We start from the raw sequence: 25,014 nt of genomic DNA on the forward strand, positions 1-25,014 counted from the left end.
GTCATAGTTGCAACGAAGGAGCCGATCATGGCGTTTGCACTCTCTTCGATGAAAGTAACCAGTTCCGCATTTACCGACCATCAGCCGGTTCCCGCGCAGTATACCGGTGAAGGCGATGACCTCTCGCCGCCGCTCGCCTGGCAGGATGCACCGGAAGGCACCCGCGGGTACGCGGTGGTCTGTCACGACCCGGACGCGCCGCTGGTCAAAAACGGTGCCTACGGCTTCGTACACTGGCTGGTCTACAACCTGCCCGACGATATCACCGAGCTCTCGGAAGATGCCACGGTGGGAACGTTCGGTAATAACGACTTCGACAAGCCCGGCTACGCGGGCCCCATGCCCCCGGAAAATCACGGTAAGCACCTTTATTATTTCTGGGTGCTGGCGCTGGATCGTCAAACGTCGCTGCCGGAAGGCCTGACACTGGGTGAGCTTCTTAAGGAAGTCGAGCCGCACCTTCTGGGCATGAACCGCCTGGTGGGTACCTATCAGCGCTAAGCCTGCTTAAGGCTGGTGAAAAACGCCTAATCGGTGTAGGCTCCATCGCTTTATTTGTCCGCGATGGAGCCTTCGATGAGCGATCTGCCCAGCTGTCCCGCCTGTAATTCCGCTTTCACCTACGATGATGGCCTACAGTTCGTCTGCCCCGAGTGCGGCAACGAGTGGTCAAAAGAGGGCGAGGTAGCCGCGGAGGCCAAAAACGTCATTCGCGATGCCAACGGCAACCCGCTGGTCGATGGCGACACCGTCACGGTCATCAAGGACCTGAAGGTCAAGGGTAGCTCGACGGTGGTCAAGGTCGGTACCCGAGTGAAAAACATCCGTTTGGTCGACGGCGACCACGATATCGATTGCAAGGTCGACGGTATCGGCCCCATGAAGCTGAAGTCGCAGTTCGTCAAAAAAGCCTGATTGCATCTTGAAGCCCGCCGCTAACCCGGCGGGCTTTTTCGTGGCCGTCCAATAGTATCTATAAATGAGAATGATTGGCTTTTATGATTCAAAAAGCGTCGATCATGCAAAGAAATAGCGCTTTTTGCTCAATCATGGTGTCCGGGGCTTCACATCATTTTCATACAGGACTAAAATGGTCCTCAATTGAAAGCGACACCCACCGGGAGTCCCCATGCTCAAGCTTTCTAGGCTAACCGACTACGCGGCGGTGGTCATGGCGCAAATTGCCCGCTATCCCGAAGTGTCCCACGCGGGCGCGGATCTGGCTCAGGTCGTCAATTTGCCCCACCCAACGGTCAGCAAGACGCTCAAGATGCTGGTCAAGGCGGGTCTTTTGACCTCGCAGCGTGGCGCCCAGGGCGGCTACCAGCTGGCGCGGCCCGCATCGAAAATCACCGTGGCGGATATCATCACCGCGATCGAAGGGCCGGTGGCGATGACCGAGTGCAGCCACGCCGAAGGTGAGTGTGAGCTGGCCGCCACCTGCGGCGTCGCGGACAACTGGCAGCGCGTTTCCATGGCGCTGCGCACCCTATTGGAAAGCGTCACGCTTTCGCACCTGGCGGACACCACGCCGATCAAGCTGCCTATACAGCTACCGATTCAAACGATCAGCCTGTCGGCGGCGTCTGCTTAGCAGGCTCGCAAAGGCGCTAACTTTATGGACGGCGAGCAGGCTCGCCACCCAATTGCCTGGAGGGTACGACCATGGCTACCGAAGAAATGGAACAGTTGGTTCGTCGTGAATACAAGGACGGCTTTGTCACCGACATCGAAAGCGATACGCTGCCACCTGGCCTGGACGAAAACACCATCGCCTTTATCTCCAAGAAGAAGGGCGAGCCGGAGTGGATGCTCGAGTGGCGTTTGGACGCCTATCGCCAGTGGCTGAAAATGGAAGAGCCCTCCTGGGCGCATCTGGACTACCCGCCGATCGACTACCAGGAGATTTCCTACTTCAGCGCACCCAAGCGCCCGGAAGACATGCCGCAGAGCCTTGACGAAGTCGACCCCAAGCTTCTGGAAACCTACGAGAAGCTCGGCATTCCGCTCCACGAGCGCGCCGCCCTTGCCGGTGTCGCCGTCGATGCGGTGTTCGACTCGGTGTCGGTGGCCACGACCTTCAAAAAGGAGCTGGCCGAGGCGGGCGTGATTTTCTGCTCGATTTCCGAGGCGATTCGCGACTACCCGGAACTGATCAAACAGTACCTGGGCACCGTGGTGCCGAAGGCGGACAACTACTTCGCCGCGCTCAACTCGGCGGTGTTTACCGACGGCTCCTTCGTGTTCGTACCGGAAGGCGTGACCTGCCCGATGGAGCTCTCCACCTATTTCCGCATCAACGCGGCCAATACCGGCCAGTTCGAGCGTACGCTGATCATCTGCGAAAGCCGCGCCGAGGTTTCTTATCTCGAAGGCTGCACCGCGCCGATGCGCGACGAGAACCAGCTCCACGCCGCGGTGGTCGAGCTGGTGGCACTCGATGACGCCTACATCAAATACTCGACGGTGCAGAACTGGTACCCGGGCGACGAGAACGGTAAGGGCGGTATCTATAACTTCGTCACCAAGCGCGGCGAGTGCCGCGGCGACCGTGCGCGCATCAGCTGGACCCAGGTCGAAACCGGCTCGGCGATCACCTGGAAGTACCCCTCCTGTGTGCTGCGCGGCAAGGACAGTATCGGTGAGTTCTACTCCGTGGCCGTGACCAACGGGCGCCAGCAGGCGGACACCGGCACCAAGATGATCCACGTCGGCGAGGGCACACGCTCTTATATCGTCGCCAAGGGTATCTCCGCCGGGCGCAGCGATCAGTCCTACCGCGGCCTTGTGAAGATTGGCCCGCGGGCGAAGGGCGCGCGTAACTTTACCCAGTGCGATTCGCTTCTTATCGGCGATACCTGCGGCGCGCATACCTTCCCGTACCAGGAAATCGGCAACAGCACCGCCAAGATCGAGCACGAGGCGACGACCTCCAAGATCGGCGAAGACCAGCTGTTCTACTGCCAGAGCCGGGGTATCAGCGAAGAAGATGCGGTCAGCATGATCGTCAACGGTTTCTGCAAGGACGTTTTCCAGGAGCTCCCCATGGAGTTCGCCGTCGAAGCCGAAGCGCTTTTGAACGTGACCCTGGAAGGCGCGGTCGGCTAAGCGCCTGCGCCACCATTTACTGTCAAGCGTCGCCGCGGCGACCCGCAAGATTTTGAAGGGCTAATACTATGTTGGAAGTTAACGATTTACACGTCACCGTCGAAGGCAACGAAATCCTCAAGGGCCTGACGCTGACCATCAACGCCGGCGAAGTCCACGCCATCATGGGCCCCAACGGCGCGGGCAAATCGACCCTTTCCGCTGTCATCGCGGGCAAGGACGGCTACGAAGTCACCCAGGGCAGTATCACGTTCGAAGGCAAGGACGTGCTCGAGATGGAGATCGAAGAGCGCGCCCAGGCGGGTCTGCTGCTCGGCTTCCAATACCCGGTCGAGATTCCGGGGGTGAAGAACATCTACCTTTTGAAATCGGCGCTCAACGCCCAGCGTGCGGCCCGCGGTGAAGGCGAAATGCCGGCCCCGGAATTCATGAAGCTAATCAAAGAGAAGCTTGGTTTCATGAAAATGGACGCAAGCTTTTTGCAGCGCGCGGTCAACGAAGGCTTTTCCGGCGGCGAGAAAAAGCGCAACGAGATCCTGCAGATGCTCGTGCTGCAGCCCAAGCTTGCCATGCTCGACGAAATCGACTCAGGGCTCGATATCGACGCCATGAAGGTCGTGGCCGACGGCGTGAACAGTCTGCGCGCTCAGGAGCGCGCCATTTTGCTGGTGACGCACTACCAGCGCCTGCTCGACTACATCGTGCCGGATAAAGTGCACGTACTGGTCGATGGCCGCATCGTTAAAACCGGCGATGCCGAACTTGCTAAAGAGCTCGAGGCGAACGGGTACGAAGGTATCGAGGAGTCCGTGGCATGAGCGACACCCAAACGTTTTTGGACACCCTGAAAACGCGCAGCACGCACTACAGCGGCGAGCCGAGCTGGATCGCCGCGCGCCGCCAGGCGGGTGCCGCGCGCTTCGAGGCGGTGGGCTTTCCCACCCGCCGTGACGAAGAGTGGAAATACACCGACGTGCGCGCCATCGCTCAAAGCAACTTCGCTTTGGCCGACAGCGCCGAGTTCTCCCAGGCCCAGGCGGCGGCGCTGACGTTACCAATCGAAGCGTATCGGTTGAGCTTCGTCGACGGTGTTTTTTCCAAAGCGCTTTCTGACGCCGACTCGCTGCCGGAAGGCGTGCAGGTAATCACGCTCTCCAAAGCGCTCGAAGAGAATCACGAAGCGGTCGGCGGCCCCCTGGGTCGGCTGACCAGCGTCGACTTTTCCGCCTTTGCCGCGCTCAACACCGCCTTTATGGAAGAGGGCGCTGTGGTGCGCATCGCACCTAATACCGTGGTGGAAAAGCCGATTATCCTGCAGTTTCTCTCCCGCGAGGGCGAGGCGGTAATGAGCCACCCGCGCATTCTGGTCGAGGCCGGTGGGCGTAGTGAGGCGACCGTCATCGAGCATTACGCTGGTGAGACGAATGCCACCAACTTCACCAACGTGGTCGCCGAGCTGATGCTCGACCGTGGCGCCATCCTGAACCACTACAAGCTTCAGGAAGCGCCGCTGGGGGATTTCCACGTCGCCAGCATTCACGTCGAGCAGAGCCGCGACAGCGTCTACACCTCGTATAATCTGAACCTGGGCGGGGCGCTGGCGCGTAACGACATCATCGCTGATCTCAACGGCGAAAACGCCTATACCAACCTGTACGGGCTGTTCTTCGGTCAGGGCCGCCAGCACGTGGATAACCACACCAAGGTGAACCACAACGCGCCGCTGACGTTCTCCAACGAGAACTACAAGGGCATCCTGGGCGACCGCGCCCACGGCGTGTTCAACGGCCGGGTTTATGTCAAGCGTGACAGCCAGAAGATCGAAGGCTTTCAGAGCAACCAGAACCTGCTGCTCTCGGACCGCGCGCACATCGACGCCAAGCCCGAACTCGAAATCTACGCCGATGACGTCAAGTGCTCCCACGGCACGACCACCGGCCAGCTCGACGAAGAGGCGGTCTACGCGCTGCGTACCCGGGGTATCGACGAAGCCACCGCGCGTGGACTTTTGACCCTGGCCTTCGCCGGCGAAGTGCTCGAGCAGGTCACCCTCGATGCGATTGCCGAGCGGGTCGAACTGGCCGTGGCCGGCAAGCTACCCGAGCGCTTCAACCTGGCGGGTCTGGTTGAAATTGCCGCCGCGCTTAACGAGTAAGCGTTTAACCAGTGAGAGGAGCGAGCCATGTTCGACACCGCGATTGAGACGCGCTCGGCGTTTGATGCGCTTTTTGATGTGAAGGCGCTGCGCGAACAGTTCCCGGTACTGCACCGGGAAGTTCACGGCAAGCCCCTGGTGTATCTGGATAACGCCGCGACGAGCCAGACGCCTCAACGAGTGATCGACGTGTTCGACGATTACTATTCGCGGTTCAATGCCAACATTCACCGTGGCCTGCATACGCTGGCCGATGAAGCGACCGCGGCCTTCGAGGGCACCCGCGCCAGGGTCAAGGCGTTTTTGAACGCCGAAGACACGCGCCAGATCATCTTCACCCGAGGCACCACCGAGGCGATCAACCTGGTGGCGCAGAGCTGGGGCCGCCAAAACCTCGCCAAGGGTGACGAAGTGTTGATCTCGATGCTGGAGCACCACTCCAACATCGTGCCTTGGCAGATGCTGGCCGCCGAGCGAGGGTTTACCCTGAAGGTGATTCCGGTAGACGCGGATGGGGCGCTCGATATGGACGCCTACCAGGCGCTTTTGAGCGAGCGCACGAAACTGGTCGCGGTGAACCACGTCTCCAACGCCTTGGGTACCATCAACCCGGTGAAGGAGCTGGCGCGCCTGGCCCACCAGCACGGCGCCTTGATACTGGTCGATGGCGCCCAGGCCGCCCCCCACCAGAAGATCGATGTTCAGGATCTGGACGCGGATTTCTACGCGTTCTCCGGCCATAAAGTGTACGGGCCCACCGGGGCCGGCGCGCTTTACGGCAAGAAGGCGCTATTGGATGCCATGCCGCCCTGGCAGGGGGGCGGCGAGATGATCAAGACCGTCTCTTTCGACGCGGGTACCGTGTTTGCCGAGACCCCGCACAAGTTCGAGGCGGGCACCCCGGCGATTGCCGAGGTCATCGCCATGGGGCAGGCGCTCGAGTGGGTCGAGGGCGTCGGCGTGAGCAAGATCGGCCAGTGGGAAGCCACGCTTTTGGATCACGCCACCCAGGGCGTTAGCGAGATCGACGGGCTCAGGATCATCGGTACCGCGCCGCACAAGGCCGGGGTATTGTCCTTCGTGGTCGACGGCGCCCACTCCCAGGATATCGGGCTTTTGATCGACCAGTTGGGTGTGGCCATTCGTACCGGCCACCACTGCGCCCAGCCGCTTTTACACCATTTTGGTGTCGAAGCCACGTGTCGCGCGTCGTTTGCCGCGTATAATACGCTGGAAGAGATCGACATTTTCGTCGCCGCGCTTAAACGGGTCATTGGAATGGTGAGATAGCGTTTATGGATATCGAGCAGGTGGCAAGTCTCACCCGCGGCCAGCAACTGCCGCTTCAGCGCGACGTCGAGGCGATCGCGATTCCGTTTGGTAGCACAGAAACGCTGGCCGAGGACAGCGTGGTCAGCATCATGCAGGCCAAGGGCAGTACCGTTAGCGTGGGCTTCGAGGGGCGCCTTTATCTGATCGAAGGCCGTCACCTGGACGCGCTGGGGCTCGAGTCGCTACCTACCCCGACGCTTCCCGAGTCCGCCAGCGAAGCGGACATCGAGGCCTTCGTGTGGGAGCAGCTCAGGACCTGTTTTGATCCGGAAATCCCGGTCAACATCGTCGATTTGGGCCTGGTGTACGGCTGTCGAATCGACCAGCTGATCAGCGGCGAGCGCATGGTGACGATTCGCATGACATTGACCGCACCTGGCTGCGGTATGGGCGATGTGATCGCCGCCGACGCGCGCAACAAGATTCTAGGCGCGCCGCAGATCGGCAAGGTACATACGGAAATCGTGTTTAGCCCGCCCTGGAGTCGGGACATGATGAGTGACGAGGCCAAGCTTGAGCTCGGCATGTTCTAACCCGGCCGAGGCGCTGGATGTTTAGTATTTTGATTCGGGCGATTCGATGGGTGTTGGTGTCGCTGGTGGCCTTTGCGCTGCTGGCGGCATTGGTGTTTTTAGCCGGTAACGTTTGGGTGCTGGCAAGCACCGCCCGCTTTATCGACCGGCCTTTGGAGCAGTGCCGGCCCGATGAGGTCGCCATCGTATTCGGCACCTCCCACTGGACCCGCAGCGGGCTGCGAAACCCGCACTTCCACGCGCGCATGCGGACCTCCGCCGAGCTAATCGAGCGGGCGACGGTGAACCATCTGCTGCTCTCCGGCGATAACCGCACCCAGGCGTATAACGAGCCCCGCGCCATGTGGCGCGAGCTGCACCGCCGCGGCGTAGCCTCTACCCGCATGACGCTGGACTTTGCCGGTTTCAGCACCTACGACACCCTGGTGCGCGCCCGCGATGTGTTCGAGCTCGACCAGGCGCTGCTGGTGACCCAGAGCTGGCACCTTCCGCGCGCCATTTATATCGGCCGCTCCCTGGGGATGGACGTGACCGGTTGCGTGGCCGAGCAGCAGCCGGCGGCGGGCGAGTGGCGCTTGCACCTGCGTGAAGTGGCGGCGCGGGTGGCAACGCTTGGGGATCTCTATCTCTGGGGGCGCGAGCCCTATTTTCTCGGGCCGACCGAGCCGATCGAGACCCAACGGGATGCGCCTGCCTCAAATGCCGTCTTACCGCTCATTTACCATCTTCCCGCCGAGCTCACGCCGGTCTCGCCGTCGCCACTTGGCGAGGGCAGCGAATAGCGGCGGCGCTTAGCGCTTGGCGCGCTGTTTTTGCAGGTTATAGAGTTCGCGGATCAGCTGACGGCATGCCTTCATGGCCTCATCGATCACTGGTTCGATTGCTTCGGGCAGCGGATGAGTAAACAGCGTCGAGAGCGCCTGCATCAGCACGCGCTCCTGCTCCAGAAGCTCGTTGATCAGCACCTGGCTGTCGTTACCCACAAAGCTTTTCAAGCGGCTCCAGAGCCACAGGAAATCGTCGCGCTCGACATCGGCGTCCCGGGGGAGCATTTTAAGCTGGCTACGCGCCAAAGACTGCAAAGAACGCATCTGCTTGAGTCGGGCGGCGTAGTAGGGCTTCAAAGCGTCGCGCAGCGAGGGGCGCAGGCGCTCAAGGTTATCCTGGAAATAGTCAATACTGTCGGCCAGCGCTTCGAGCACGCTGTCCATCGCCACCTGGCGATTATCAAGAAACATGAGCGTCTACCTCCTTCGGTGACGCAAATTGTGGCGGGGGCGGCCGGGTTTTGCCACCCCTCAAACGGATTATTTTTAGCGCGGGGCCCAGGGCCTCGACCCCTAGCCTTTAGGCTTGGGGGGCGCTTTGCGCGGCGGCGTCGCGTTTTTCTCGATGTGCTCGATGATCATGCCGGCAATGTCCTTGCCCGTGGCGGTTTCGATCCCCTGAAGGCCGGGGGATGAGTTGACTTCCATGATCACCGGGCCGTGGTTGGCGCGCAGAAGGTCTACGCCGGCCACGTGAAGGCCCATCGCCTTGGCGGCGCGAATCGCCGTCGAGCGCTCTTCCGGGGTGATACGAATGACGCTGGCCGTACCGCCCCGGTGTAGATTGGAGCGAAACTCGCCTTCGGCGGCCTGGCGCTTCATGGTGGCCACGACCTTATCGCCGATGACAAAGCAGCGGATATCCGCGCCCCTGGCCTCTTTGATGTACTCCTGAACCATGATATTGGCTTTCATGCCCATGAAGGCCTGAATCACCGACTCCGCGGCCTGGTTGGTCTCGGCCAGTACCACGCCGATGCCCTGGGTGCCCTCGAGCAGTTTGATCACCAGCGGCGCGCCTTTGACCATGGTGATCAAATCGGGGATGTCGTCCGGCGAGTGGGCGAAGCCGGTGATCGGCAGGCCCAGCCCCTTGCGCGAGAGCAGCTGCAGCGAGCGCAGCTTGTCGCGGGAGCGGGTGATCGCCACCGAGTCGTTGATCACGTAGGTGCCCATCATCTCGAACTGGCGCAGTACCGCACAGCCGTAGAAGGTGACCGACGCACCGATACGCGGAATGACCGCGTCGAAGCGCTCGATCTCGGCGCCCTTGTAGTGAATCGACGGGTGGTGGGCGGCGATGCTCATGTAGCAGCGCAGCGTGTCGACGACGCGAGCGGAGTGGCCGCGCGCTTCGGCGGCTTCGACCAGGCGGCGGGTCGAGTAGAGATTGCGATTACGCGAAAGCAGAGCAATATGCATAGGGTACTCCGGATCAGGATAGGTACGTTTGCAGGTTCAGGGTTCGCCGTGCAAAAAGGCAGCGCCTGGGGCGACCAGCAGGCGCCGCATGGCCCGACGGCCCAGCAGCATGGGGTGGCGCATATTGCTTCGGTCGGTCAGCGTGAGCTCGACGGTAAAGTCGAGATCGCCAAGCAAAACGGGGGTGCGAATCACGTAGCGCCATTCGCTGTGCCCGTTGGAGCTGGTCACGCGCCGCCGGTCGTGCAGGTGAAGCTTATAGCGGTGCCCCGGGGTGTTGGGGCCGCTACTATGGGTAATGAAGCTGATCCAGAGTTGGCCTTCGGCGTCCTCTTCGGTGGCGATCTCTTCGGCATGAAGCGCCGAGGTGCGCGCGCCGGTATCGGCTTTACAGCAAAGATGAAGCCCAAGCTCAGGAAGCGTCACCATTTCCCGACGCCCGATGACGGCTTTGGCCTGATAGGGTAGTTCCTTCACGGCTGCTCCTTAACACGCGCCCGAGGGCCGCGATCCAAGCCGGGCGTTGAGCGACCCAACGCCTCGGTATCTATACGAAAATCTCTGTCTGTTCTTAACGTTAGTGGCGAGAGGTGATATTCGCCAGCCGCGATTGAATGGCGCTGTCTGCCGGGGCGTCGCGCAGCGTCATCACGACCAAAAGTCTTAGCCTGGGGATCAGCGCGATATCGCGCACCGCAGCGGTAAAATTAGTATTGGGGTGCTCGGCCAGGCGCTCTAGAAAGAGCGGCAAGCGCTCGGCGTCTTCAAGCCATGCCCAGCCGCGCCCGGCGATGGCGGCCAGTAGATCCGGCCCGCAGGCGGCGCTATCTTCGAGCAGCGCCTTGTACCATTCGCCCACGGCTTGGCTTTCGCTACCGCCCACGGCTCGCACGCAGGCGCACAGGGTTTCGACGTCGCCTGCGTTGGCCGCCTGCTCGCCTTTAGCGGCCAGCGCCTTGACCAGTGCGTCGTCGGGCGCGCAGTGCTCGAGGCAAAGACACAGCGCACGAATGACTTCGTCTTCCAGGCGCTGCTCGCCGATGGCCCGTGCCAGAAGGTGGCGGGCTTCGCTGTCGCTTCGCACAGTGTAGTCGGCAATGCCCTGTAGACCTAACGCTTGCCAATCAATTGTTTGCTGACCGCTCAAGTAGGCTTCTACGGGCTCCAGGTGCTGGCTCGCGGCAAACCCCAGTGCACAGCGTGCCTGGGCGTTGAGCACCGCCTGAAAGGGCAGGCTCGGGGTGAACGCGAGCGGGTTATCCTTCATGAAATGCTCGCCGCTCGGGTCCTCTTGGCCGAGGGTGCTTACGTTGCGCCCCAGCGTTTCTACGAGCCGGTTCAAAAAGCCATCGCGAGAGGCGGGAGAGAGCAAGCCTTGTTCGTCGAGCGGTAGTGCCAAAAACCAGATCGCGGGTTCGACCATATCGCCGATGCGAAACACGACGCCAATGCGCGCCTGGCCTTGCCAGGGCTCCGGCCAGGGCGTTTCGCCGCGTTCGAAGCTCGCCAGTGTTTGCCTGGCGCAGGGCACTACGCGCCGGCCCATATGGTAAAACGATACGTCGGCACCGCTTCGCTCAAAGAACTCGTCGAGTGTATGGAGTGCTTGCATTTATTCCTTCCCTTGTGCAGGCCTGCACTCTACCTCGACCGGCGCGCAGTGTCAGCCCGAGTTTACCGGTTAAAAATTAAGCAACATTGCCAGAGGCCCATGGGGGGTGGCTCTGCGTCACCTTTCCATAGTTTATCCACAGTCTCTTGCAGGTTTTCTGTGAATCTGTGAGTAACTCGATTGGTGCGGCGCAGGGCGCTCGGGTCATGGCAAGTTGTCCCCATAAAAGGGATAATGCGCTATCCATGCACCGACTCCCCAGGAGCTTATGAGCGTTCATCAGTCGCTACACCAGGCGCTGCGTGAGCTCGAAGCCGCGATGAAAGCGGCCGAGCTTTGGCGTATGCCCACCCCCGATGCGAAGGCCTTTGAAAGCCAACAGCCTTTTTGCGTCGATACCATGTCGCTGGCCCAGTGGCTGCGCTTCGTGTTTATTCCCAAGCTCGATACGATGATCGAGGCCAAGGCGGCGATGCCTGCCAAGTGCGAGGTTGCCCCGGCGGTCGCCGCTTATTTGCAGCAGGAAAAAACCCGCGCCAGCGACCAGTTGCTGGTGGTTCGAGCCGTCGAACGTGTGGATAAACTGGTCACCGAAGGCTGATCTTGAAGATGCGGCATGTAAAAGGCCCGGGCTCGCAAGAGCACCGGGCCTTTTTATGCATACATGTTATATGCACCAAGCGGCGGTTTAGAAACGGTAGCCAATACCGGCCATGACCACCACCGGGTCGATCTCGACGCTGCCCGCGGAACTGCCGGCCACGGTCGCGTCGCTGTCGATATCCAGGTACCAGACCGCGGCATTCAGCGACCAGTGGTCGTCGACCAGCAGGTCGATGCCTGCCTGACCTGCCGCGCCCCAGGTGTTGTCCAGGTCCAGGCTAACGCCGTCGATATCGACCTGCTCACTGGAGAAGCGGGTGTAGTTGACGCCGGCGCCTACGTAGGGCTGAACCGGTGACTCCGTGCCGCCCAGCGGGTAGTACTGAAGCGTCAGCGTCGGGGGCAGGTGCTTGGTAGAGGCGATGTTGTCGCCGTTCAAGCGGATATCATGCTTGAAGGGCAGCGCGGCGAGTAGCTCCACGCCAAACTTGTCGTGAAAGCGATACCCCAGGGTGAAAGCGAAATCTGACTTGTCTTCGACATCGACCTTGAGATCGCCAAGGGCGGTGTCAAGCGTACCGTTGCCGCTTTTGGGCGATACTTTGGCGATACCGGCGCGGGTGAAGAAGTCACCCTGGCCATAAGCGAAAGCCTGACCGCTGGCGGCGAAAGTGGCCGCCGCGAGGCCAGCGGTGACGAGAGTAGTAAAAGTGAGACGACCCATGGCGCTGCTCCTTGTGGATAACGTGACGCTCGGCTTTGAGAAAGTAACCTTGAAACCGTTAGCAGAGCGTATCGCGTTGGCGCGGGCGGGTTTTTGACTCAGCGCAAGAGTATTGAAAACGCGCATAAAAAAGGCCACCCGAAGGTGGCCTTGGAACGATCAGGCAACGCTTACCGGTCGATATGACGGTATTCACCGGCATCCGCGGTCATGCTGCTCACCACCATGATGGCGATGAACGAGGCAATGAAGCCGGGAATGATCTCGTAAATGCCGGGACCACCCAAAAATTCGCCGTTAAAGCCCAGGCTGATCCAGAGCATGACGGTGAGCGCACCGACCACCATACCGGCAATGGCACCGGCGCCGTTGGTGCGCGACCACATCAGCGAAAGCAAAATCAACGGGCCGAACGCCGCGCCGAAACCGGCCCAGGCATTACTGACGAGCCCCAGCACCTGGGATTCCGGATTGGAGGCGATGATGGCGGCCACGATCCCCACCAGGGCCACGCTTATACGGCCCACGGTGACGGTCTGCTTCTCCGAGGCGTTGCGGTTCAGGAACAGCCGGTAGAAGTCCTCGGTCAGCGACGACGAGGCGACCAGCAGCTGGCTGGAGATGGTACTCATCACCGCCGCCAATAGCGCGGCATACAAAAAGCCGGTAATCAGCGGGTGGAACAAAAGCTCCGAGAGGATGATGAAGATCGTCTCGGGGTTTTCGACCTCCAGGCCATTACGGATCGCGAAGGCGCGGCCGAAAATACCCAGTGAAACGGCCCCGATCATGGAGACCAGCATCCAGCTCATGCCGATATTGCGCGCGATGGGCACGTCCTTGAGGCTGCGAATCGCCATGAAGCGTACGATGATGTGCGGCTGACCGAAGTAGCCAAGCCCCCAGGTCACCGCCGAAAGCCAACCAATGAAGGTCAACCCGTCGGTCCAGGAGAGCAAAGTGGGGTCCACCTCGTTCAGGGTTTGCGAGGCCTGGGTGAAGCCGCCGCCGCCTTCGCCGAAAAGTACCACCGCCGGCATGATGATCAGTGCCAGCATCATGATGCAGCCCTGAACGAAATCGGTCAGGCTGACCGCCAAAAAGCCGCCGACCACGGTATAGACCAGCACCACGCCGAGGGTGATGATGATGCCGGTGCCGTAGTCGCTGAACCCGCCAAACTCGATGACCCCGGCGAAAGCGCTTTCGAAAAGCCGCCCGCCCGCGACCAAACCGGACGCTGTGTACACCGCAAAGAAGATCACGATGACGATGGCCGACACGGTTCTTAGCGACAATGCCCGGGTGGGAAAGCGGTTGGCCAGAAAGGCCGGAATGGTAATGGCGTTGCCGTAATGCACCGTCTGTTCACGCAGGCGCGGGGCGACCAGCAGCCAGTTGAAAAAGGCCCCCACTAGAAGGCCGATACCGATCCAGGCCGACGCCAACCCGGACACGAACATGGCCCCGGGCAGGCCCAGTAGCAGCCAGCCGCTCATGTCCGAGGCGCCGGCGGAAAGGGCGGCCACCTTGGGGCTCAAGGTTCGCCCGCCCAGTACGTAATCCTCCGAGGTGGAGGTCGAGGTGCGCATGGCATAGACCCCTATGCCGACCATCAGCGCAAAGTACGCGAAAAGACTGATCCAAACGCCAGTATCCATAGAATTTCCCCTGTTGATCCAATCGGAAGGCTCCGACACTGCTCGTTATTGTTGGTGGTACGTGAGCTTGAGTTTACTTCACCCCCAAAAGGGGGTGAGCGTCAAGGTTACCCGGCCCTTGTAAAAAAGCCGTAGTGGGTTTCAAAGAAGCCGAGCTTCAGTCGTCCCCTAGTGCCAGCAGCGAGGCGTTACCGCCCAGAGCCGCGGTGTTGTTGGTGACGGTTTTTTCGGTGACGAAGCGTTGCAGGTAGTGCGGTCCACCGGCCTTGGGGCCGGTACCGGAGAACCCCTGTCCGCCAAAGGGCTGCACGCCGACCACGGCGCCAATGATATTACGGTTGATGTACACATTGCCCACCCGAATTTTCTGCGCGATGTCCGTGGCGAAGGATTCGTTACGGCTGTGCACGCCAAAGGTGAGCCCGTAGCCCCGCGCGTTGATCGTCTCGATCACCTTGTCGATGTCCCGGGCCTTGTAGCGCACGATGTGTAGCACCGGGCCGAACTGCTCGCGGGTGAGCGCATCGATGCTGTCGATGACGAAGGCGACCGGCGCCACGAAGGTGCCGTGTTGCGTGTGCTCGGCGGCCATGGGCGTCTCGGCGACCAGGCGATTTTCGTCTTTGAGCGTCTGGATATGCGCCATTAGGCCACTACGCGCATCCTCATCGATCACCGGGCCCACATCGGTGCCCAGTTCCCGCGGGTCGCCTATCCTTAGCTCGCTCATCGCACCCTTGAGAATCTCGATCACCCGGTCGGCGACATCGTCTTGCAGGTAGAGCACTCTAAGCGCCGAACAGCGCTGGCCGGCGCTTTGAAAGGCCGACTGGATCACATCGACCACGACCTGCTCGGGCAGGGCGGTGGAATCCACGATCATCGCGTTCAGTCCGCCGGTTTCGGCAATCAGGGTCGGCAGCGGGGCGTTTTCCCGCGCGGCCAGAGAGCGGTTGATCGACTGCGCGGTGTCCGTGCCGCCGGTAAACACCACGCCGGTCACGCGCGGGTCCGAGGTCAGCACGCTGCCCACGGTAGGGCCGTCGCCGGGCAGCAGTTGGACCACGTCGCGAGGCATGCCGGCTTCATAAAGCAGCTCGATCACGCGGTGGGCGATAATCGAGGTCTGCTCGGCGGGCTTGGCCAATACCGTGTTGCCCGCAACCGCCGTCGCGACGATCTGGCCGCAGAAGATCGCCACCGGGAAGTTCCAGGGGCTGATAGCGGCGAATACGCCCTTGCCGCCCATGGTCAAACGGTTGGATTCGCCGGTCGGCCCGGGCAGTTCGATCACATCGCCAAACGACTCTTCGGCACGCATCGCGTAGTAGCGGCAGAAGTCCACCGCCTCCTTGATCTCGTCGACGCCGTCGGTCAGAAGCTTGCCGCCTTCACGGCAACAAAGCGTCATGAGCTCCGGCATGTGCGCTTCCATGAGATCCGCCAGGCGGCGCAGAATCGCGGCGCGCTCGGCCACCGGTGTGTCATCCCAGCGGGGGAAGGCCGCCCAGGCGGCGTCGAGCGCTTTCGTGGCCTGTTCGCTAGTGGTCCACTGAACCGTGCCCACGCTCAGGTTGTGATCGAACGGCGCGGCGACCTTGTGCGTATTGGCCGCGTCGTCTTCGATGTCGAAGGCCAGCAGCGGCTTGACCGGGTACTGGGTCTCCATGAAGGCGGCCATGTTCTCCATCAGCGGTTCGAAATGGCTGCGGATATTCAGGTTCACGCCCCGGGAGTTCTTGCGCTTGGGCCCGTAAATGTCCCGCGGCGCGGGAATACGCGTATTGGTCAGGGTGTTGTACTGCTTCAGCGTTTCGACCGGGTGCTGGCAAAGCCACTCCACCGGCACGTCCGGGTCGACCAATTGGTGAACGAAGGACGAGTTGGCGCCGTTTTCGAGCAGGCGGCGCACAAGGTAGGGGAGCAAGTCCTTGTGTGCGCCGACCGGCGCGTAGATGCGACAGTAAGTGCCCTCGGGGGCGCGCTTCAAGGCGGCCTCGTAAAGGGCCTCGCCCATGCCGTGCAGGCGCTGGAATTCGAAGGCTCGGCTGGCGCTGTTGGCAAGCTCGACGATGGTGGTCACGGTATGCGCGTTATGGGTGGCGAACTGCGGGAAAATGCGCCCGCGGGTGTCCTCGGAAAGCAGGAACTGCGCGCAGGCCAGATACGCCACGTCGGTACATGCCTTGCGGGTATACACCGGGTAGCCGTCTACGCCAAGCTGCTGGGACTCCTTGATTTCGCTGTCCCAATAGGCGCCCTTGACCAGGCGAAGCGGAATCTCGTCGCCTTGCTGTTCGGCCAGCCGGTTGATGTAGTAAAGCACCGGCAGCGCGCGCTTGGAGTAAGCCTGCACCACCAGGCCGAAGTGGCCCCAGCCCTTGGCGGCGCTGCTCTCGAATACGGCGCGGAAAACCTCGAGTGAAAGCTCGAGACGGTCGACCTCTTCGGCATCGATGGTCACCGCGACGTCCAGCTCCCGAGCCCGCGTGACAAGCGCGATGACGCTATCGACGAGCTCGGCGAGCACCTGCTCGCGGCGGCCGAATTCGTAGCGGGGGTGAAGGGCGGAAAGCTTGATCGAGACCGACGGCTTGGGCGTGCGCTCGTTCAAACGCTGCGACGTCTTGCCGACCTGCTCGATGGCTTTGGCGTAGTCGTCGAAGTAGCGCTTGGCGTCGTCACGGGTGCGCGCCGCCTCGCCCAGCATGTCGTAGGAGTAGGTGTAGCCCTTGTTGAAAAGCGGCTTCGAACGCTTGAGCGCCTCGTCGATATCCCGCCCTAACACGAACTGCTTGCCCATGATCTTCATCGCCTCGAACATGGCGCGGCGAATCACCGGCTCGCCCATCCGATTGACCATGCGGTTGATGAAGTTCGCGGGTTGGCCTTCGCGCGGCTCGTCGAGCTTGAGCACCCGGCCGGTCATCAAAAGGCCCCAGGTGGAGGCGTTGACCATCCAGGATTCGCTTTTGCCGACGTGGGACTGCCAGTCCGCCGGGCCCAGTTTGTCTTCGATCAGCGCGTCCGCCGTCGCTTTATCGGGGATGCGCAACATCGCCTCGGCCAGGCACATCAGCATCAGGCCTTCGTGGGTGTCCAGGCTGTACTGCTGCAAAAGCTCGTCGATGGTATCGACGGCGGTATCCATCTTGCGCACGTCGCGCACAAGCTCGGCGGTCTTTTCGCCAATGCGGTCGAAGTCCTCGCGCCCGGCGTCGAGCACCTTGATCAGTTCAGCCACGTAGGCGTCTTCATCGACGATATAGTGGTCGCTGACGGTTTTCAAAAGCGCATCGAGATCGGTTTGCCAGACGTTGGAGTCGCGCATTTTTTTGGCGTTGAGCATTGTGGCCCCCGTGTTCCAAGAGAACGAAAGATGGCACGGCGCGTGCCTGATAGCGCTCGAATGTAGAGCGCCTAACGAATGGGTGTATGTCGGTATCGCGGTAAAACGTGTCAATTTCGCGGTAAGCGCGGCTTTTTGTCACTTTCCAAACGTTACTTAAAGGCGAGCTCGCCCGGCGCCGCCTCGATCCCCCGCGGCGGTGTCGTACCCCAGCGCGTTTTCACGCACCTGCCTGAACGCGCGGGGTGATTGCCCGTAGCGGCGCCGGAAGGCGTGAGAGAGCGCGCTTTGGTTGGCAAAGCCGGTTTGCACGGCGATATCGGTTAGCGGCAGACGGCTTTGAGCGATCAGCTCGCGCGCCGCGCTCAGCCGCTTACGCCGCACGTACTGCCAAGGGGAAAGCCCGGTCTGGGCGCGAAAGCGCGCGGAGAAGTGCGCCTCGCTAAGGCAGGCCAGGCGGGCAAGATCCGCAACGCGCAGCTCGTCGGCCAGGCGGATGGCGATATAGCGGTCGATGGGTTCCAGGTCGAGCTGGCGCTTGGGCGAGGGCAGCGGCGAGGAGAGGCGTGCTTTCAAGGCGCCCAGCAGGGTGGCGGCCAGCCGGTCGGGCTGGTGGTCGGCGCCGCCGTGCTCGAAGCCCAGGCGCAGCTCGCTCTCGACGAAGCTTAGGTAGTGGCGCAGCGAGTCGTCGAGGGCGAAAAAGCGCGGCGCATCGAAAAGCGCGATCAGCTCGCGATGCTCGCCGGTCAACGCCGGGGCGTTCTCCGGTAGATCGAAAATGAGCTGGCGGTTGTAGCCGTGGCCGGAATAGTAGTGCTCGTGGTTAGCCGGGACGATACAGCCGGAGAACGCGTTGACCCGGCCCCCCAGCCCTTCGATTTCGAAGTCCGATGCGCCGCACAGCGTAATCACGATCTGGTGGAAGTCGTGGGCGTGATGCTTGACCGCGCTCTCCAGAGGAATCTGGCGGATGGTGCTCAGCATGGGCGGCTCCTCTTAAAAGGCGCTTTGAACGCCTTACTGCTGGCGAAGCGCCGTGTGCGCAGCCAAATGGTCGCGCAGCGCTTTTAGCTCTTGCTGGCCGGCCTGGTTGAGTAGCGGCTTGCCTTGGGCGATTTGCCAGCGACGCCCGTATTGATCCATCAGCTGTGACGCCCGGCGGCGTACGCCGTCCAGGTACTCGTCGTGGCGAATCGGGTAGCCGATCATGGCGTTCCACTCGGTCTCGCTGACCTTGCTTTCGAGCGCCTTGTCAAAAAGTGCCAGCAGGTGCTTGGGCTCGGTGCGATAGCGCGGTGTGCTCGTCGTCATCAAAATGACCAGCACCGAGCCGATCACCAGTAGACAAACACCAAGCACCAGTAAATACAGCGCCATGTTGTGCTCCTTGCCCGCTCTATGCGTTTGGCTATTACCTGCCTAAAAGCAGAAAAAATAGCGAAAACGTCGTTCGATTGAGAACTTTTTGCCAATTTAGTGTCAGAGAATGTACAGGCAACACGCGATAGCAGTCGCTAGAAGTGTTGCACTGGCTTCTTTTTCGATCCCTTGCTTCCGCTGCCTTCTGGCAGCGGTTTTTTTTGGCTTGCCTATACTACTGATATTTCTACCGGGCTGCACTGAACGCGCGGCCCGGTTTGACTCTTGGGTCAGTGCCCGCATGATAAAGGGCCTCACGTACCACTATAGCGTTTAAGCGTTCAGGGTAAACCTGGGCGTTTAAACTCGAGGAGCCGTTTATGGATGCCCGCGAATATTTGAACCGTAAAGGCGTTGGCGCGGAGCGCGAGCCGGACCGGCCCAATACGCTCGAAGAAAAAGCCTGGGCCCGTGCCCGGGGTTCCGGCGACGCGCGACCAAAATCCGGCACGCCCCACGACTGGGAAGACTGGGAGCGCTACCACGATGAGCTGGCTGACGACGCCGGTACCCTCGAGCAGAAAATCGATAAAGAGGCGCATCGCAAAGCACTCGAGCGCGAGCGCCGCCAGGCGCAGGAGCAAAACGACTCCGTCGAGCAGTTTAGCCCCGACACCGCTTCTCAACCGGCACCGGTCGAGCATTTTACTCCCGATACGCCCCAACCCGCTGCACAACCCGCGCCGGAGCAGCCGCCAAAGCCCAACAACCTGGCGGTCACCCCCCAGGCGGGCGAGCCCGCCGCGCTCAAGGCCGCTTACGCGGCGCTGGCGGTGTTGTTACCGCCGCTGGGCGTCGGGTTGACCGGGGCAGGGGGCAAGCGAGTATTCATTGCGCTGGTGCTGACGCTGTTGGGTTGGGTGCCTGGCGCCCTTTACGCGCTCGTGTGGGTGCTTCGCCGTTAACCTTGTTTTAGTTAAAGGTTTACCTTCGCGGGGATCTTCGTATAATCCAGTCAACTTTTAAATTAAAAGAGGTTGACCATGGGTTATCTGGTGGGGGTTACCGCGCTCTGGGCGTTTTCTTTTTCGCTGATCGGCGTTTATATCGCGGGGCAGGTGGATAACTACTTCGCGGTGCTGGTGCGCATTACGCTCGCGCTTTTAGTGTTCTTGCCGTTTTTACGCCCGGGGTTGTTGAAAAAGCGCGATATCGCCGCGCTCATGGCACTGGGGGCGGTTCAACTCGGTATCATGTACCTTTTCGTATACCACGCCTACCTGGTGCTGTCGGTGCCGGAGGTGGTGCTGTTCACCATCTTCACGCCGGTTTACATCGCGCTGCTCGACGATCTGATGTTCAAGCGTTTTACCCCAATCTATTTGGTCACCGCGGTACTCGCGGTCATCGGCGCGGCGGTGATCCGTTTCGACGGCGTGAACAGCGGCTTCTGGCTCGGCTTTCTGGTCGTGCAGGGGGCGAATCTCTGCTTCGCCATCGGTCAGGTGGGGTATCGTCGGCTGGCCGCGGGTTACGCCGAGGATTTGGCCTGGCACAACGTGTTCGGCTGGTTCTTCGTCGGCGCGCTGATCATCGCGCTGCCCGCGTTTTTGCTGATGGGCGATGCCCAAGCGCTGCCCACCACGTCCACCCAGTGGGGCGTACTGGCCCTGCTTGGGCTGCTCTCCTCGGGGGTGGGCTACTTCGCCTGGAACCAGGGCGCCACCCAGGTCGATGCGGGAACTCTGGCGGTAATGAACAACGTGCTGGTGCCTGCGGGGCTCTTGGTCAACGTGGTGATTTGGAACCGGGATGCGGACCTTGGCCGGCTGGCGCTCGGCGGATCGATCATCCTGGCCTCGCTTTGGCTCAACCAGTGGTGGCTCAAGCGCCGCCCGCGCAGCGTTTCCAGGCCTTTGCTGCACCGTTAAGCGGCGGGCGGATTTGCCCGCGTGCCAGGGGAGCTTCATAATGGGCGACTAACAACAGTGAGAGCCGCCCATGCCCGCTACGCCACCCTCTACGTCCGCCACGCCCAGCACCGCGAGTGACCGGCCGTTCAAAACGATCGGCTTGATCGGTCGGCTGGGTAGCGACAAGGTCATCGACTCGCTCACCCGGCTGGTCGAGTACCTGACTGGCCACGACTATCATGTGCTGGTCGAAGACCGCACCGCGACCATGATCCCCTATCATGGCCAGCCCGAAACCAGCCGCCGAATGCTCGGCGAGCTTTGCGATCTGGTGATCGTGGTGGGCGGCGACGGCAGTCTTCTTGGCGCGGCGCGTACGCTTTGCCAAAGCGGCACGCTTATCCTGGGCGTCAACCGCGGGCGGTTGGGGTTTTTGACCGATATCTCGCCGGATGAACTCGAGACTCGAGTGGGGGAAGTGCTGGCGGGGGAGTTCGAGGTCGAACAGCGCTTTTTACTCGACGCCGTGCTTTATCGCGACGGCGTAGCGGTAGGGCATGGCGATGCGCTCAACGAGGTGGTGGTGCATCCGGGTAAAGCGGTGCGCATGATCGAGTTCGAGCTTTTCGTCGACGGCCAGTTCGTCTATAGCCAGCGAAGCGATGGCTTGATCGTCGCCACACCCACCGGCTCGACCGCCTACGCGCTCTCCGGGGGGGGGCCGATCATGCATCCCAAGCTCGATGTCATCACCCTGGTGCCCATGTTTCCCCATACGCTTTCCAGCCGGCCGATCGTGATCGACGCGGCCAGTGAAATCCGTATTCATATCGGCGAAACCAACCACTCCTACCCGCACGTCAGCTGCGACGGCCAGACTCGCGCGGTGGCCAAGGCCGGCGACGTATTAGTGATTACCCGCAAGCCTGCTCGCGTCCAGCTGGTTCATCCGCTAGGGCACAACTACTACGACATTCTGCGCAGCAAGCTGGGCTGGAGCCACCGGCTGGGGGATTGATGAGTAACGGTTTTGATTTGATCGGCGACGTGCACGGCTGCGGCGCTACGCTGGCCGCGCTGCTCGAAAAGCTTGGCTATAAAAAGCGCGAGGGTGTTTATTGCCACCCCACGCGCAAGGTGATCTTTCTGGGCGACCTGATCGACCGGGGCCCGCGCATCCGCCTGGCCGTGCAAATCGCGCGGCGCATGGTCGACGAGGGCCAGGCGTACATCGTGATGGGCAATCACGAACATCACGCCCTGGCCTACACGCAACCGGCGCCGGAAGGCAGCGGCCGGCGCTGGCTCAGAGAGCACTCGCCGCGCCACAACCGCATCATCGCCGACACCCTGGATCAGTACCGCGACCATACCAATGAATGGGAAGATACGCTCGCCTGGTTCAAGACCCTGCCGCTGTTTTTGGAAATGGACGGCTTTCGCGTGGTTCACGCCTGCTGGGATGCGCCGTTGATCGAGGCGCTCAAGGCGCGCTCGCCCAATGCCTGCCTGGATGATCGAATGCTCGAGGAGTCCGCGGACCCCTCCACCGAGGCGTTTCAGATCGTCGACCGACTGACCCGCGGACCGAATATTTCCCTGCCCGAGGGGGTCGCCATTCACTCCGGCGACGGCTTCACGCGCAAGAATTTTCGCGCCCACTTCTGGGCGGCCGACCCTAAACAGTGGGGCGACGTCGTGTTCCAGCCGGACAACCTGCCGGACCACCTCGAGACCCGCCCGCTCAGCGAGCAAGAGCACGCGGGGCTGAGCTATTACGGCCCGGACGAGCCGGTGCTGTTTATCGGCCACTACTGGTGCGAGGGCATTCCGGCGCTACCGGCGCGCAATATCGCCTGCCTGGACTACAGCGCCGTAAAGTACGGGCGGCTGGTGGCCTACAGGTTCGATGGCGAGCGGGAATTAAGCGCCGACCGCTTCGTATGGGTGGACGTCGACCGGGAAGAGAACCGCCCCGTTTTAATGCGTTAGGCGCCGCTTTTTAATTCACGTTATTCACGGATACATAGAGAAACATCTTTTTTTGAAAAAATTGCTGAACTAACCCCGCTGCCGGCTATCAGAGTAAGTGTTCCCTTGAATGATCCCTTGCTTTAAGCCGGCGGCCCCCTCCGCCGGTTTTTTTATGCCTGTATAAAAGTCACCGCGCAGAGCAGACAGCCCCAATCGACCGTTTCACCCCGAGGGAGGTGTTATGCACCCTGTTATGCTGTTACCCGCTGGCACCGATACCCGCGAGCTGCGCAAAGCGCTTTGGCACTACCGCATTGGCCACCGGATCACCGAAGAGGCCGACGGCCTGGCGCTTTGGGTGGCCGACCCCCGCCAAAAAGACGAGCTGACCGCGCTTGTGCGCCGCTGGCAGCAGGGCGAACCCCTGGTGGTCGGCCCACGCCCCCAAAGTGGCCAGGCCACCCAGGGCTTGAACCTTTTGCGCCGGCTGCCCGTTACCGCCCTCATTATCGGGCTAAGCCTGCTGGTGTTTCTACTGATGAACACCCTGGGTGACGGGGTACTGACCGGGCTCACCATCGTGCCCGTGGGCGTGGTCAATAACGCCCTGGTGGCCTCGGGGCTTGGCGAGACGTTGGCCGCCGGCCAGTTATGGCGGCTTTTGACCCCGGTGTTTTTGCACTTCAGCCTGATGCATCTGATTTTCAACTTGATGTGGGTATGGTACTTCGGCCGTCAGGTCGAGCTTTTACAGGGCAGTAAAACCATGCTGGTGCTGCTTTTAGTGGCGGGTGTCGGCTCGAACCTGGCTCAGTACGCCACCGGCACGGCGCTTTTTGGCGGCATGTCCGGCGTGGTGTACGCGCTGCTGGGCCACGTCTGGCTACTCTCGCGCAAACGCCCGCAAAGCGGTTTTTTCGTGCCCCACATGCTGGTCGTGTTCATGCTCGGCTGGATGGTGTTCACCATGACCTCGTTTGCCGGCTATTTGGGCTTTGGCAACGTGGCCAATGAAGCGCACCTGGGCGGGCTACTCGTGGGGCTGGCGACAGGCTGGTACTATTGCGCCAAACGCCCCAAATCGATGCGTTAACGTTTACCAAGACTGGAGCCCTTTATGAGTGATATGAGCTTTGAGCGCATGATCGGTCAGATGACCCCGAGCATTTATGAAAGCCTGAAGCAGGCGGTGGCGCTGCGTAAATGGCCGGACGGGCGCTTTCTAACTGCTGAGCAGACCGAGCTCTGTCTGGAGGCGGTGATTCGCTTCGAGATCGAGAACAACGTACCGGAAGAGAATCGGGTGGGCTATCTGGAGCGGCGCACCTGCGGGGCCGGGGCAACCGGCGCCGGCGTTTCACCGGAAATGGCGGGCCTTGGCCGGGACGTTTCGAGTGACTGATCTGCTGGCCACCGAAGTACCCGGTATGGGCGGCAACCTCGTTAAAATGGCCGCCACGCTGTCGCCGGAACACCGCGTGGAATACCAGCTGCGCGCCGGCGGCCAGCATCTAGCGCTCAACGCGTATATCGGTAAGCACTTGCGCCTCACCTGGCAGGGCCAAATCGACTGCACCCACTGCGGGCGCAAAACCAACAAGAGCTTCGCCCAGGGCTACTGCTATCCGTGCTTCAAACGCCTGGCGCAGTGCGATACCTGCATCATGAAGCCGGAGACCTGCCACTACTTCCAGGGCACCTGCCGGGAGCCCGAGTGGGGTGAGGCGCACTGCTTCACCCCGCATATCGTGTATTTGGCCAACTCCTCCGGGCTCAAGGTGGGGATCACCCGTAAAACCAATATGCCGACCCGCTGGATCGACCAGGGGGCGATTCAGGCGTTGCCCATTTTGGAAGTCGCCACCCGCCAGCAGTCCGGGCTGGTGGAAGTGCTTTTCAAGGAGCACGTCTCGGATCGCACCAACTGGCGCGCCATGCTCAAGGGCGAGGTCGCCGAACTCGATCTTTTGCATGAGCGCGACCGGCTTTTCGAGGCCGTCGAAGAGGGCTTGGCCGCGCTACGCGCGGAACATGGCGATGAGGCGATCAAGGCACTCGACGAAACCCCGCTAAATATTCACTACCCGGTCGACGTTTTTCCGCAAAAAATCGCCTCGCACAACCTCGACAAGACCCCGGTGGTCGAAGGCGTGCTTCACGGCGTCAAAGGTCAGTACCTGATACTCGACACCGGCGTAATTAATTTACGCAAATTCACGGGTTACCGCGTCAGCGTTGACTGGCCAGGCTAGCCAGCTCGCCAGGAGTTGGCTAAGGTAAGAGGAGTCTTCACGTGCCCGACCGGCCCTTGAGAGGCGGGGGGCGTGAACGCTGGTAGCGACGTCACCGTCAGAGTGAAGCGCTTTGCTGGCTTGGCCCTTTTGAGGGACCCGGTTCATTTCCAACGTTTGCGTGCTTTTGTATTCAAAAGCGCTTTTTTGC

The 25,014-nt window shown here is 61.3% G+C and carries 26 protein-coding genes; 17 read left to right on the forward strand and 9 right to left on the reverse strand.

Features of this window, described 5'->3' with window-relative positions:
- Window positions 1–27: 27 nt before the first annotated feature.
- The 9 genes from ACWHVV_RS06530 to ACWHVV_RS06570 all read left to right on the forward strand — a co-directional run bounded on the left by ACWHVV_RS06530 (window position 28) and on the right by ACWHVV_RS06570 (window position 7,910).
- On the forward strand, window positions 28–501 hold the full coding sequence (locus ACWHVV_RS06530) for a YbhB/YbcL family Raf kinase inhibitor-like protein (protein ID WP_447928610.1): 474 nt from the start codon (window positions 28–30) through the stop codon (window positions 499–501).
- Window positions 502–576: 75 nt separating this feature from the next.
- Window positions 577–915, forward strand: a complete 339-nt coding sequence (locus tag ACWHVV_RS06535) for a zinc ribbon domain-containing protein YjdM (protein WP_447928611.1) — start codon at window positions 577–579, stop codon at window positions 913–915.
- 214 nt (window positions 916–1,129) lie between these two features.
- A complete protein-coding gene (locus ACWHVV_RS06540) occupies window positions 1,130–1,594 on the forward strand; it encodes an SUF system Fe-S cluster assembly regulator (protein WP_447928612.1) in 465 nt (154 codons plus the stop codon).
- A 71-nt stretch (window positions 1,595–1,665) separates the two neighbouring features.
- Window positions 1,666–3,108 carry a Fe-S cluster assembly protein SufB gene (gene sufB, locus ACWHVV_RS06545; RefSeq protein WP_447928613.1) on the forward strand — a complete coding sequence of 481 codons (1,443 nt, stop codon included), beginning with the start codon at window positions 1,666–1,668 and terminating at the stop codon, window positions 3,106–3,108.
- 68 nt (window positions 3,109–3,176) lie between these two features.
- Window positions 3,177–3,926: a Fe-S cluster assembly ATPase SufC gene (gene sufC / locus ACWHVV_RS06550; protein ID WP_447928614.1), complete on the forward strand. Its 750-nt coding sequence runs from the start codon at window positions 3,177–3,179 to the stop codon at window positions 3,924–3,926.
- A complete protein-coding gene (sufD, locus tag ACWHVV_RS06555; RefSeq protein ID WP_447928615.1) occupies window positions 3,923–5,263 on the forward strand; it encodes a Fe-S cluster assembly protein SufD in 1,341 nt (446 codons plus the stop codon). Before sufC ends, sufD begins: the two co-directional genes overlap by 4 nt.
- Before the next feature lie 27 nt (window positions 5,264–5,290).
- Window positions 5,291–6,553, forward strand: coding sequence for a SufS family cysteine desulfurase (locus ACWHVV_RS06560; protein ID WP_447928616.1), 1,263 nt, complete (start codon window positions 5,291–5,293; stop codon window positions 6,551–6,553).
- 5 nt (window positions 6,554–6,558) lie between these two features.
- On the forward strand, window positions 6,559–7,128 hold the full coding sequence (gene sufT / locus ACWHVV_RS06565; RefSeq protein ID WP_447928617.1) for a putative Fe-S cluster assembly protein SufT: 570 nt from the start codon (window positions 6,559–6,561) through the stop codon (window positions 7,126–7,128).
- Window positions 7,129–7,145: 17 nt separating this feature from the next.
- A complete protein-coding gene (locus tag ACWHVV_RS06570) occupies window positions 7,146–7,910 on the forward strand; it encodes a SanA/YdcF family protein (protein ID WP_447928618.1) in 765 nt (254 codons plus the stop codon).
- Between the two features lie 9 nt (window positions 7,911–7,919).
- On the opposite strand, the gene ACWHVV_RS06575 is transcribed toward ACWHVV_RS06570, so the two are convergent.
- The 4 genes from ACWHVV_RS06575 to ACWHVV_RS06590 form a co-directional block, all read right to left on the reverse strand.
- A complete protein-coding gene (locus ACWHVV_RS06575) occupies window positions 7,920–8,366 on the reverse strand; it encodes a hypothetical protein (RefSeq protein WP_447528356.1) in 447 nt (148 codons plus the stop codon).
- Window positions 8,367–8,468: 102 nt separating this feature from the next.
- Window positions 8,469–9,377 carry a 30S ribosomal protein S6--L-glutamate ligase gene (rimK, locus tag ACWHVV_RS06580; protein WP_447928619.1) on the reverse strand — a complete coding sequence of 303 codons (909 nt, stop codon included), beginning with the start codon at window positions 9,375–9,377 and terminating at the stop codon, window positions 8,469–8,471.
- A 36-nt stretch (window positions 9,378–9,413) separates the two neighbouring features.
- On the reverse strand, window positions 9,414–9,854 hold the full coding sequence (locus ACWHVV_RS06585; protein WP_447928620.1) for an ATP-dependent zinc protease family protein: 441 nt from the start codon (window positions 9,852–9,854) through the stop codon (window positions 9,414–9,416).
- A gap of 100 nt (window positions 9,855–9,954) precedes the next feature.
- Window positions 9,955–10,989 carry a DUF3549 family protein gene (locus ACWHVV_RS06590; RefSeq protein ID WP_447928621.1) on the reverse strand — a complete coding sequence of 345 codons (1,035 nt, stop codon included), beginning with the start codon at window positions 10,987–10,989 and terminating at the stop codon, window positions 9,955–9,957.
- 268 nt (window positions 10,990–11,257) lie between these two features.
- On the opposite strand from ACWHVV_RS06590, the gene ACWHVV_RS06595 reads away from it, so the two are divergent.
- A complete protein-coding gene (locus ACWHVV_RS06595; RefSeq protein WP_447928622.1) occupies window positions 11,258–11,590 on the forward strand; it encodes a YqcC family protein in 333 nt (110 codons plus the stop codon).
- A gap of 87 nt (window positions 11,591–11,677) precedes the next feature.
- On the opposite strand, the gene ACWHVV_RS06600 is transcribed toward ACWHVV_RS06595, so the two are convergent.
- The 5 genes from ACWHVV_RS06600 to ACWHVV_RS06620 form a co-directional block, all read right to left on the reverse strand.
- Window positions 11,678–12,316: an OmpW/AlkL family protein gene (locus tag ACWHVV_RS06600; protein ID WP_447928623.1), complete on the reverse strand. Its 639-nt coding sequence runs from the start codon at window positions 12,314–12,316 to the stop codon at window positions 11,678–11,680.
- 170 nt (window positions 12,317–12,486) lie between these two features.
- Complete coding sequence (gene putP, locus ACWHVV_RS06605) at window positions 12,487–13,977, reverse strand: sodium/proline symporter PutP (RefSeq protein WP_447928624.1); 1,491 nt, start codon at window positions 13,975–13,977, stop codon at window positions 12,487–12,489.
- 157 nt (window positions 13,978–14,134) lie between these two features.
- On the reverse strand, window positions 14,135–17,326 hold the full coding sequence (gene putA / locus ACWHVV_RS06610) for a bifunctional proline dehydrogenase/L-glutamate gamma-semialdehyde dehydrogenase PutA (protein WP_447928625.1): 3,192 nt from the start codon (window positions 17,324–17,326) through the stop codon (window positions 14,135–14,137).
- A gap of 156 nt (window positions 17,327–17,482) precedes the next feature.
- A complete protein-coding gene (locus tag ACWHVV_RS06615) occupies window positions 17,483–18,310 on the reverse strand; it encodes a helix-turn-helix domain-containing protein (RefSeq protein ID WP_447928626.1) in 828 nt (275 codons plus the stop codon).
- A gap of 33 nt (window positions 18,311–18,343) precedes the next feature.
- Window positions 18,344–18,703: a hypothetical protein gene (locus ACWHVV_RS06620; RefSeq protein ID WP_447528365.1), complete on the reverse strand. Its 360-nt coding sequence runs from the start codon at window positions 18,701–18,703 to the stop codon at window positions 18,344–18,346.
- Window positions 18,704–19,065: 362 nt separating this feature from the next.
- Here ACWHVV_RS06620 and ACWHVV_RS06625 point away from each other — a divergent pair, with 362 nt between their 5' ends.
- The 7 genes from ACWHVV_RS06625 to ACWHVV_RS06655 all read left to right on the forward strand — a co-directional run bounded on the left by ACWHVV_RS06625 (window position 19,066) and on the right by ACWHVV_RS06655 (window position 24,824).
- Window positions 19,066–19,650 carry a YqaE/Pmp3 family membrane protein gene (locus ACWHVV_RS06625; RefSeq protein ID WP_447928627.1) on the forward strand — a complete coding sequence of 195 codons (585 nt, stop codon included), beginning with the start codon at window positions 19,066–19,068 and terminating at the stop codon, window positions 19,648–19,650.
- Between the two features lie 78 nt (window positions 19,651–19,728).
- Window positions 19,729–20,616, forward strand: a complete 888-nt coding sequence (locus ACWHVV_RS06630; protein WP_447895645.1) for a carboxylate/amino acid/amine transporter — start codon at window positions 19,729–19,731, stop codon at window positions 20,614–20,616.
- Window positions 20,617–20,686: 70 nt separating this feature from the next.
- Window positions 20,687–21,616, forward strand: coding sequence for an NAD(+) kinase (locus ACWHVV_RS06635; RefSeq protein WP_447928628.1), 930 nt, complete (start codon window positions 20,687–20,689; stop codon window positions 21,614–21,616).
- The gene (locus ACWHVV_RS06640) at window positions 21,616–22,590 is read left to right on the forward strand and encodes a metallophosphoesterase (RefSeq protein WP_447928629.1); all 975 of its coding nucleotides are present in this window, start codon (window positions 21,616–21,618) and stop codon (window positions 22,588–22,590) included. The genes ACWHVV_RS06635 and ACWHVV_RS06640 overlap by 1 nt, the downstream gene beginning before the upstream one ends.
- Window positions 22,591–22,813: 223 nt before the next feature.
- Window positions 22,814–23,665, forward strand: a complete 852-nt coding sequence (locus ACWHVV_RS06645; RefSeq protein ID WP_447928630.1) for a rhomboid family intramembrane serine protease — start codon at window positions 22,814–22,816, stop codon at window positions 23,663–23,665.
- Window positions 23,666–23,689: 24 nt separating this feature from the next.
- Window positions 23,690–23,974, forward strand: coding sequence for a YeaC family protein (locus tag ACWHVV_RS06650; protein WP_447928631.1), 285 nt, complete (start codon window positions 23,690–23,692; stop codon window positions 23,972–23,974).
- A gap of 46 nt (window positions 23,975–24,020) precedes the next feature.
- On the forward strand, window positions 24,021–24,824 hold the full coding sequence (locus ACWHVV_RS06655; RefSeq protein WP_447929123.1) for a DUF2797 domain-containing protein: 804 nt from the start codon (window positions 24,021–24,023) through the stop codon (window positions 24,822–24,824).
- Window positions 24,825–25,014 lie beyond the last annotated feature (190 nt).

The sequence above is a fragment of the Vreelandella sp. EE27 genome, from assembly GCF_968206495.1.